The following is a 9232-nucleotide window of genomic DNA, read 5'->3' as shown; positions in this document are numbered from 1 at the left end:
CCTACCCATGTGTTGCGAGCGTAGCTGCCTTCTCCTGTTAAATAATAGTATGACCCATAGTTATTGTCATAAATCCATTCATTTTTAGCTCTCTTCCCATTTGATTTGAGATAGTAATTACCTACCCATGCGTTTCGAGCGTAGCTACCTTCTGCGGTTAGATAATAATAGGATCCATAGTTTTTATCATAAATCCATTCACTCTTAGCCATTTTACCATCTGATTTAAGATAGTAATTGCCTACCCAAGCATTTTGGACATAGTTTCCCGAAGCATTTAGATAGAAATAAGAATTAGCTTTTTTATCAAAAATCCACTTATTAGTAACTTTAGTACCATTTTCATAGTACGATGAGCCTACCCAACCAGACTGAGCTGTAGATTTGGACTTATCCTCTTTAGGACTTGTATTTTTAGGTTTCTCAGCAGGTTTTTGAGCTGGTGTTTTCGGTTTCTCAGCTGGTTTCGGCGCTGGCTTTGGCGCTGGTTTTGGTTCTGGTTTCGGTGCTGGTGTTTTTGGTTTCTCAGCAGGATTTTGCGCTGGTGTTTTTGATTTTTCAGCTTGATTTGGCGCCGAAGTTGTATTCTCTTTTACAACCTTACCATTTTTAGACACATCCTTTTCTTGAGCAGAAACATGCTGAGCCGAGAAAGGAAAGTCTCCAGTTGTATCCGCAAATGAAATAAGTCCCAGTGTTGCAGCGGCTAAGCTGGTTACTAAAATTTTTTTTGATTTTTTCATAAAAATCTCCATTGTTTTTAATGATTTATACCTATAGTATACCATATATTTAATTTTGCTTTCAAATCAAATATTAAATATTAACAAATAAATCTAAAAATTAATTAAAAAATTTATAATTATATCACTTCCAACTCATACAAACCTCTGACTGCGTTACAGCCATAGATAGCTTCTGCTTGGTTCAGGTCTTCCAAAGTCGTAATTTTCTCTTTTACCTGTCCTGTTTCCAGCAAATGCTGACGATAAATTCCTGGTAAAATTCCAAGTCTGATAGGCGGTGTGTAGAGTTTACCATTAATTTTTAAGACCAGATTTCCAATAGAGGTCTCAAGCAGTTCTCCTGCTGCATTATGGTAAATGATTTCCTGTTCCCCTAGACTTAAGTGTGGTCTATGAGTTGTTTTAAAGTAAGTAAATGATTGATTCAAATCTGTTTCTTGCAGACAAAGTTTGGCTTTGCAGAAACTTGGACTGAGGGGTGCTAAGATTTGGCGACTGAGTTCCATCTCTCCAGACTTGCTGAGGGTAATTCGTAAGCGGTAGTCTTGATTAACATCACAAGCTCGACACTCTTCCTCTATCTTTTGTCTCAGTTCTTCTGGATCAAAAGGATAGGCAAAATAACGACTCGCCTTTGTCAGTCTTTCCAGATGTTGATCTTCAAAAAGCAGTTGTTTTTGGCTGATTTTCCCAGTTGTAATCAATTGGAAACGTGCTTGTTTACGGTAGAGTACAGCTGCCTTTTGATGAACCTCTCGGTATTCAGATTCCCAAGTACTATCCCAAGTAATCCCTCCGCCAACTCCATAGATAGCTTGGCCCATATAGAGTTGAATAGTCCGAATGGCGACATTGAAAATCCGTCGTCCATTTGGAAGCAAGAGACCAATCGTTCCGCAGTAAATTCCTCTGGGTTGGGGCTCCAAGTTCTTGATGATTTCCATGGTAGCAATTTTGGGAGCTCCTGTGATGGATCCACATGGAAAGAGCGAACGGAAGATTTCAACTAGGTCCACATCCGGTCGTAACTGACTCTTGATGGTCGACGTCATCTGCCAAACGGTTGAATACTGCTCCACTTGGCACAGACGCTCCACATATTCACTGCCCACTTCAGAAATACGGTTCATATCGTTGCGCAAGAGGTCCACAATCATCATGTTTTCAGAGCGATTTTTAGGATCCTGTTCTAGCCAGCTAGCTTGGGCAAGGTCTTCTTGGTCAGTCACTCCCCGCTGGGTTGTTCCCTTCATTGGGCGAGTCGTTAATTCTCGGTCATTTTGCTCAAAAAAGAGTTCTGGGCTCATGGAAATCACTGCCATCTCGTCATGTTCTACATAAGCATTGTATCCCGCCTCCTGCTCTACCACCATGCGATTGTAGATGGCAAAAGGATTGGCACTTAAATCTTGCTTGAGTTGGACGGTGTAGTTGACCTGATAGGTGTCCCCCTGCCGCAAATGATGGTGAATCTGGGTAATAGCCTTTTCATAGTTTTCTGCAGATGTTTCTTCCTGCCACTTTGAAGGCAGATCTACTTCCTCATAAGTCAGAGGAATAGGTGATGTTTCTACCCTATCATGAACTGTAAAGTAAAGCAAGTACTCGCCCAGTAGAGGAGACTTGTGAACTGCCAGTTTTTCCTCAAAAGCAGGTGCAGCCTCGTAACTGACGTAGCCCACGACATAATAACCTTGCTCTTGGTAGCTTTCCACTTGTGCCAGCAAGTCTGCCACTTCTGATAAATCTCTCGTTTTTAACTCTTTGATAGGCTGGGTAAAGGTGTATCTCTCCCCCAAAGCCCTAAAATCAATCACTGTTTTTCTATGCATATCTTAAGTATAGCACAAAAAAGCCGACCTAGAACAGCTAAATCCAGCTTTGTTTACTGATTTCTATAACGAAAAATCTTCTCTAAATTGCTTTTTTCTACTTTTAGCAATTCTCCATCAGATAGCACCCCTTCTTCTTGTAAAAACTGGTCTTATTTGGAGCACTTTACACAAAAATTCAACAAAAAAGAACAGAGGAAGTCATGGTATCTATACCATTTTTCCTCTGTCTTTTGCTTTTCTTCTGTTACTATCGAATGATTTTATGACTTTCTGATAGAATCTTCTGGATACTGCGCACGCGCACCTCCGATTAGTTTGGGACGACTAGCTAGAGCCGTTACATGGGCATGACCAATTTCTCTCAAAAGAAGGCGAATCGGAACCTGAACATGCTTGACATGCATGCCAATTGCAGTGTCTCCGATATCCAATCCAGCATGGGCCTTGATAAATTCAACCTCAACTGGATCCCGCATAAACTTGAAGGCTGCCAACTGACCCGAACCTCCTGCATGAAGTGTAGGAAGGACACTGACGATTTCAAGACCAAACCGCTCTGCCAGCTGACGTTCAACAACGAGGGCACGATTAACATGTTCACAACCTTGAACAGCTAGATGAATTCCTTTTTCCTCTAGGATATCTAGAATGGTCTTCACAATGATTTCCCCAATTTCTTGACTGGATTCCTTGCCAATCTGACCACCTATCACCTCACTAGAAGAAAGGCCCAAAACAAAGATAGCCCCTTGCTTCAAATTGGCCTTTTCTAATACATCTTCAACAATCTGGCTTGTTGCTCTTTGAATGTCTTTTTCCTTCATACTTGATACCTCTTTTGTCATTATCTATCATATCTTTTTTTACTGATTTTATCAAGGCCAACTAATCATTCTGATTTTTAAAAGCAAAACTCCCAGAGTGAACTGGGAGTTAGCTAATTGCTATTTTATTAATGTATATTTCAACTGTTGTCCCTTTTTCGGGTGCAGAATTGATCTTCATCTGATAGTTTTCTCCAAAATGAAGTTTGAGTCGTTGGTCGACATTTTGAAGGCCAACTCCCCCACGTTTGAGCTGACTTTGACTGCTATCACCAGGATTTTGGAAGCCAACGCCATCATCCTCAATGCGGATGACAAGCCCTGTATTCTGTTTCTGAACAGAAACTTTAATATGTCCATGACCTTCCTTCTCCTTAATACCATGGTAAAGGGCATTTTCTACAAGAGGTTGCAACACCAGTTTAGGCAAGACTAAATTATCAAAAGCAGAATCTTCATCAATCTCATACTCCAGCTTATCACCATAGCGTTGTTTCTGGATAAAGAGGTACTGGCGGACATGATTGATTTCATCAGAAAGAGAAATCAAATCCTTGCCTTGATTGAGCGCCAAGCGGAAATAGGTTGCCAAGGACTTGGTCACCTGAACCACTCGCTGACTATCCTGAAATTCAGCCATCCAGATGATAGTGTCCAAGGTGTTATAGAGGAAATGGGGGTTAATCTGACTTGACAAGGCTTGAAGCTCATACTGCCGGGTCGCTTCTTCCTGCCTGCGAATAGCTGCAATCAGCTGATCAATCTGATCCAACATGGCATTGAACTGACGAGTCACTTCTCTCAGTTCATAGGCACCAGCTTCCTTGGCACGCAGATTTTGTGTACCAGAAGCAATTTCCAGCATGGTTTCTCTCAAATCCTTCAAAGGGGCAATCCAGCGCTTGAGACTGAACCACACCAAGCAGAGACAGGCAAGAAGAGATAAGGCACTAGCACCAAGCAAGGTCCACATGAGTTGACTCCGAACCTGGTCTAACTTCTCCAACGAAGACACGCCTATAACCGTCCAATCAGTACCTGTAATCTGTTCCTGACTAACGTAGGATTGATGGTCCAGCGTATAGCCCTGCCCCGTCTCGATGTAGGGTTTCATGGCCTCCATTTCACTCGCTGAGCTATAGACAGTACGTTTAGGATGGTAGACAAATTCATGGTTTTCATTGATGATAAAGGCAAAGCCCTGCTGACCCAACTGGAGTTGGTTGAGATAGGCTTCCAGGGTTTCGTAGGAAATATCCAAACGAAGTACACCAAGATTGGATCCCTTTGTATCGACAAGTTCCTGAGTGACAGAAATAACCCACTGACTATCTGATTTACGAGCTGGTGTCAAAACTGGCTTAGCTCCCTGATGAATGGCCTTTTGGTACCAATCCTCAGCCATCATATCTGAGGAAGTTTTCATCTGCACACTGTCATCTGTAGAAATGACCTGACCGGATTTGGTGACCAGTACCACCGTTTTCAAGTCCTGGTCTGCCTTTAAGATCGTCAAAAACAGATCTCGGATTCCCTTGACTTGGTCTTGGTTAGGATTCTCAGCATAGGCTAAGACATCCTTCTGCTGGGTCAAACTGGTAGAGGTGGTTTCTAATTTTTTGATATAAGACTGAATAAAGTGGCTAGTTTGGCTGATGGTCGTTTGGCTATTGCCCTCAATAGTGGCCTCAATGGCTGATGAACTAGATTGATAGTAGAAAGTCCCAACCAGAGCTAGGAGAATGAGAAAGACCAGAAAGATGGAAATAACCATTCTGACTAAAAGAGAAGAACGCTTCATCGGCCTTCTCCCTTCTTAAACTGACGAGGTGTCACACCTGCAATCTGTTTAAAACGTTGGGTAAAGTAGTTCATATCTTCAAAACCAACCTTCTCCGCGATCTCGTAAATCTTTAAATCCGTGGTCAGAAGTAAGAGCTTAGCTTGTTTGACACGCTCCCTCACCAGGTAATCCTGAAAAGGCAAACCCAACTCTTTCTTAATCAAGGAACTCAAATAAGTTGGGCTAAAGCCCAAATCACTGGCCAAGCTCTTTAAACTAAATTGACTGTCAGCCAGATGGGACTGGATTTTCTGGGCCAGGTTTCCCTCAAACTTATCAGTTAATAAATCTTGTAACTGCTCTTCCTTTTCTTCCTTGTCTAGTTTTTGCTTGATTTTCCCTAACATTTCCTCAATATCCTGACGCGAAAAGGGCTTGAGCAAGTAGTCATCCACACCGAGTTTGACAGCAGACAAGGCATACTCAAAATCATCGTAACCTGTCAAAAAAACTAGGTGAACCTGAGGATAGGTTTCTCGTACCAGACTAGCCAACTGGATGCCATTCAGCTGAGGCATGTTAATATCGGTTAAAATGATATCTGGCACCTGCTTTTGAATCAAGTCCCAAGCCTGTCTTCCATTTTCAGCCTGACCGATGATTTCCATATCGTAGGCTGCTACATTGACCAGCTTGGTCAAGCCTTGTCTTACCAGATACTCATCTTCTACGATTAAGATTGTGTAGGTCATGCTCTGCTCCTTTACCACTTACTAGTATCAGTATAGCAAAATTCTCCTCTAACTGCTTAGGAAAGACTTCTTAATCGACATAATCTAGTAAATAGGCATAGCCTTTTTCTGCCATTTGGTCTTTGGGAATAAAGCGGATAGAGAGACTATTGATACAGTAGCGTAAGCCACCCTTGTCCTGTGGTCCATCCGTAAAAACATGGCCAAGGTGAGAATCTCCAACTCGGCTCCGCACTTCCATGCGTGTCATATTGTAAGACTTATCTTCCTTGTAGGTAGCAACATCTGGGCTGATTGGTTGGGTGAAACTAGGCCAGCCACAACCAGACTCAAACTTGTCCTTTGATGAAAAGAGGGGTTCACCAGTTGCCACATCCACATAGATACCGGATTCAAATTTATCCCAATAGCGGTTTGAAAAAGCTCGTTCTGTTTGATTTTTCTGGGTAACTGCATACTCCTCAGGTGACAAGGTCTTTTTCAATTCTTCATCGCTTGGTTTAGGATATTTACTGGCATCGATGACAGGGTAGGCAGCCTGATTAACATTGATATGACAGTAGCCATTTGGATTTTTCTTGAGGTAGTCTTGGTGATAATCCTCCGCCACCACAAAATTCTTCGAGTTTTCCTTTTCAACTGCCAGAGGTTGGTCGTATTTCTTAGCCACCTCATCAAAGACTTGGTTGATTACCTCCAAATCCTTTTCATCTGTGTAATAAACGCCAGTACGATACTGGGTCCCCACATCATTTCCTTGTTTATTTTTGCTGGTTGGATTAATGATGCGGAAGTAATGAAGCAGGATTTCCTTGAGGGAAATTTGATTAGCATCATAGGTGACATGGACAGTCTCCGCATGTCCTGTTTGATTGATCAATTCGTACTTGGTTGTTTCCCCTCTACCGTTCGCATAGCCTGAAACGGCATCTGTCACTCCAGGCACGCGTGAGAAGTATTCCTCCACTCCCCAGAAACAACCTCCAGCTAGATAAATTTCGTGCAAGTCTGCGTCTTTACTAATTTCTGTTTTTTTCACTGTTTTTCCTCCTTGGCTAACGGATGCTTTCTCAATTTGCGAGCTATCTGTCTGCCCTGCATTTCGCATCAATAGAAAATAGAAACCGGTTATGGCTAGGAGAATAACCCCTGCCAAGACAAAAAGTTTTACTTTATCATTCATAGCCTTTCTCTACCCCATTTCTTTCAATTCTTTTAAAATCATATCCTTATCCATAAAACCTGGTTGTGTTTTGACCAGCTTGCCTTCCTTGTCTATAAAGGCTTGAGTCGGGTAGGAACGGACACCATAACTTTCCAAAAGTTTGCCTGATGGATCAATTAGAACTGGAAAATTTTTATAATCCAAGCCCTTGTACCAATTCTTAAAGTCCGCTTCAGATTGCTCCCCCTTATGACCAGGAGAGACCACTGTCAAAACTACATAGTCATCACCAGCATCCTTAGCGATTTCGTCCGTATCTGGAAGGCTGGCTAGACAGATGGAACACCAAGAAGCCCAGAATTTGAGATAAACTTTCTTGCCCTTGTAATCAGATAAACGATAGGTCTTGCCATCTACACCTGTCAATTCAAAATCAGCGACTTCCTGACCTTTAGTCGCAGTTTGTGAACTAACTTGTTCTGTTTTGGATTGCTCCTTCATAGTAGACTCGTCTGACATGTTTTTAGCCGAACAGGCTGCCAAACAACAGATTGAGCCTACTCCAAGGAGACATGTTTGCCATTTTTTCATTTCTTTTTCCTCTCTATTCAAATAATGTAGTCAAAATGGAAGCATTTCCCAAAAGCACCAAGATTCCCATCACGATAATGAGGAAACCACCTACTTTTTTGAGGGTTCCGAGATAAGGATGGAGTTTTCGGAAATGTTTCAAAACATAACTGGAAGCAAGAGCTAGAACCAAAAATGGTAGCGCCAAACCCAGCGTGAAAACCAACATGAGACCAGCACCCTGCAAAGCTCCTGAACCACCTGAAGCCGCCAAGGCCAAAACAGAGCCCAGAACTGGCCCCACACATGGCGTCCAAGCAAAACTAAAGGTCAACCCCAGTAAAAATGCCTGACTATAGCCGTTACCCTTTTGCCCCTGTCTCTTTAATTGTAGCCTTCTTTCCTTGTAAAGCCCCTGCAAATGTAGGACTTCCATCTGGTGTAAGCCCAAGAGAATGATAATCGCACCTGTCACATACTGAAACCAGGAAGCATACAGCAAATTGCCTAAAAAACCAGCTCCATAACCCAGTAAGATAAAGATAAAAGAAATCCCCGCTATAAAGGCCAAAGTTCGCAATAAACTAACAAGTGAGATTGAAAATTTTCCACTAGAAGCCTGAGCATCATTCTTATCATCCAATAAGACTCCTGCATAGACTGGCAACAAGGGTAAAATACAAGGAGAAAAGAAGGAAAGAATTCCAGCAAGAAAAACACTAATAAAAAAGATTACATTGTCCATTGCCTTCCTCCATTCTTTGATTTGATAGGTCTATTATATCCCCAAAACTCCAGAAAAAACAGGGACAATGATAGGGAAAAATAGGAATTTAATCAGCTTATTTAGAAATCTGGCACAAAAAAAGCCAGACAAGGTCTGACTTTGGTAGAAACAGAAAAGAGAATCACCTGTCCTCCCTACTTATCTGGTAATAAATAAGGTCCGCAACGTAGTCTTTTCTCTCCACACCATTGGCAATGGTTTTTAGATAAGACATTCCCGCTTTTTCCATAACACGGCCTGAAGCTAGATTGAGACTAGCGTAACGAGCTCTGACTTTTTGAAAGCCTGCTTGAGTAAAACAAAAATCTAACACAGCTTTCAAGGCCTCTGTCATCATACCTCGGCCCCAAAAGTTTTTTCCTAAAACATACCCAATTTCACAACTTAAATCTTCCTCGTGCATTTCAATGATGCTGATATCTCCTATCACATGCTCTGGGTTCTCTTTGAGACAAATGGCCCATTTGTAATAGTTGGGATTAGTATAGGATGCAACCCAATTTCGAATCGAGTTCCGAGTCGCTTCAACATCAGGATGAGGATCCCAGGTGACATAGGTCAGATTCTCAGCAGACGAAGCCCAATTTTGAAACATGGCTTCTGCATCACTCTCCACAAATCTTCTCAAAATTAAACGTTCTGTCTGTAATATTTGCGTACCGATTGCTTTCATAATGTTACCTCGCTTTCTAAGCTTAAGGCTCAAGATAAAAAGACTATACTCAGTAACAGCTAGAAAACAAGTTTTTCATCTAGTTACTTGACGCAGT

General features: G+C 41.9%; 8 protein-coding genes and 1 pseudogene. All 9 read right to left on the bottom strand.

Annotated features, from left to right (window positions below; translation table 11 throughout):
• A pseudogene (locus tag GMD6S_RS07375) lies at positions 1 to 743 on the bottom strand (Ltp family lipoprotein); the annotation flags it as partial.
• A gap of 119 nt (positions 744 to 862) precedes the next feature.
• Complete coding sequence (gene pabB, locus GMD6S_RS07370) at positions 863 to 2578, bottom strand: aminodeoxychorismate synthase component I (protein WP_008289588.1); 1716 nt, start codon at positions 2576 to 2578, stop codon at positions 863 to 865.
• A gap of 263 nt (positions 2579 to 2841) precedes the next feature.
• Complete coding sequence (locus GMD6S_RS07365) at positions 2842 to 3405, bottom strand: TIGR01440 family protein (RefSeq protein WP_000659506.1); 564 nt, start codon at positions 3403 to 3405, stop codon at positions 2842 to 2844.
• 109 nt (positions 3406 to 3514) lie between these two features.
• Positions 3515 to 5206, bottom strand: coding sequence for a cache domain-containing sensor histidine kinase (locus GMD6S_RS07360; RefSeq protein ID WP_000831088.1), 1692 nt, complete (start codon positions 5204 to 5206; stop codon positions 3515 to 3517).
• Entirely contained in the window at positions 5203 to 5940 is a 738-nt protein-coding gene (locus GMD6S_RS07355) for a response regulator transcription factor (RefSeq protein WP_000222610.1), read from the bottom strand. The genes GMD6S_RS07360 and GMD6S_RS07355 overlap by 4 nt, the downstream gene beginning before the upstream one ends.
• A gap of 70 nt (positions 5941 to 6010) precedes the next feature.
• Positions 6011 to 7123, bottom strand: coding sequence for a peptide-methionine (R)-S-oxide reductase MsrB (gene msrB / locus GMD6S_RS07350; RefSeq protein ID WP_000998580.1), 1113 nt, complete (start codon positions 7121 to 7123; stop codon positions 6011 to 6013).
• A 9-nt stretch (positions 7124 to 7132) separates the two neighbouring features.
• Positions 7133 to 7696, bottom strand: coding sequence for a redoxin family protein (locus GMD6S_RS07345; RefSeq protein ID WP_000759256.1), 564 nt, complete (start codon positions 7694 to 7696; stop codon positions 7133 to 7135).
• Positions 7697 to 7709: 13 nt separating this feature from the next.
• Positions 7710 to 8420 carry a thiol-disulfide oxidoreductase-associated membrane protein CcdA2 gene (gene ccdA2, locus GMD6S_RS07340; protein ID WP_000370906.1) on the bottom strand — a complete coding sequence of 237 codons (711 nt, stop codon included), beginning with the start codon at positions 8418 to 8420 and terminating at the stop codon, positions 7710 to 7712.
• A gap of 163 nt (positions 8421 to 8583) precedes the next feature.
• Entirely contained in the window at positions 8584 to 9135 is a 552-nt protein-coding gene (locus tag GMD6S_RS07335) for a GNAT family N-acetyltransferase (protein ID WP_000643815.1), read from the bottom strand.
• Positions 9136 to 9232: the final 97 nt, after the last annotated feature.

Source organism: Streptococcus sp. GMD6S, from assembly GCF_000297015.1.
This window is presented reverse-complemented; position numbering and strand designations above follow the sequence as displayed.

Coding starts and splice junctions, on each gene's coding strand:
- pabB (WP_008289588.1), bottom strand. CDS start 2,578: ATGCATAGAAAAACAGTGATTGATTTTAGGGCTTTGGGGGAGAGATAC.
- GMD6S_RS07360 (WP_000831088.1), bottom strand. CDS start 5,206: ATGAAGCGTTCTTCTCTTTTAGTCAGAATGGTTATTTCCATCTTTCTG.
- GMD6S_RS07345 (WP_000759256.1), bottom strand. CDS start 7,696: ATGAAAAAATGGCAAACATGTCTCCTTGGAGTAGGCTCAATCTGTTGT.
- GMD6S_RS07355 (WP_000222610.1), bottom strand. CDS start 5,940: ATGACCTACACAATCTTAATCGTAGAAGATGAGTATCTGGTAAGACAA.
- GMD6S_RS07365 (WP_000659506.1), bottom strand. CDS start 3,405: ATGAAGGAAAAAGACATTCAAAGAGCAACAAGCCAGATTGTTGAAGAT.
- GMD6S_RS07335 (WP_000643815.1), bottom strand. CDS start 9,135: ATGAAAGCAATCGGTACGCAAATATTACAGACAGAACGTTTAATTTTG.
- ccdA2 (WP_000370906.1), bottom strand. CDS start 8,420: ATGGACAATGTAATCTTTTTTATTAGTGTTTTTCTTGCTGGAATTCTT.
- msrB (WP_000998580.1), bottom strand. CDS start 7,123: ATGAATGATAAAGTAAAACTTTTTGTCTTGGCAGGGGTTATTCTCCTA.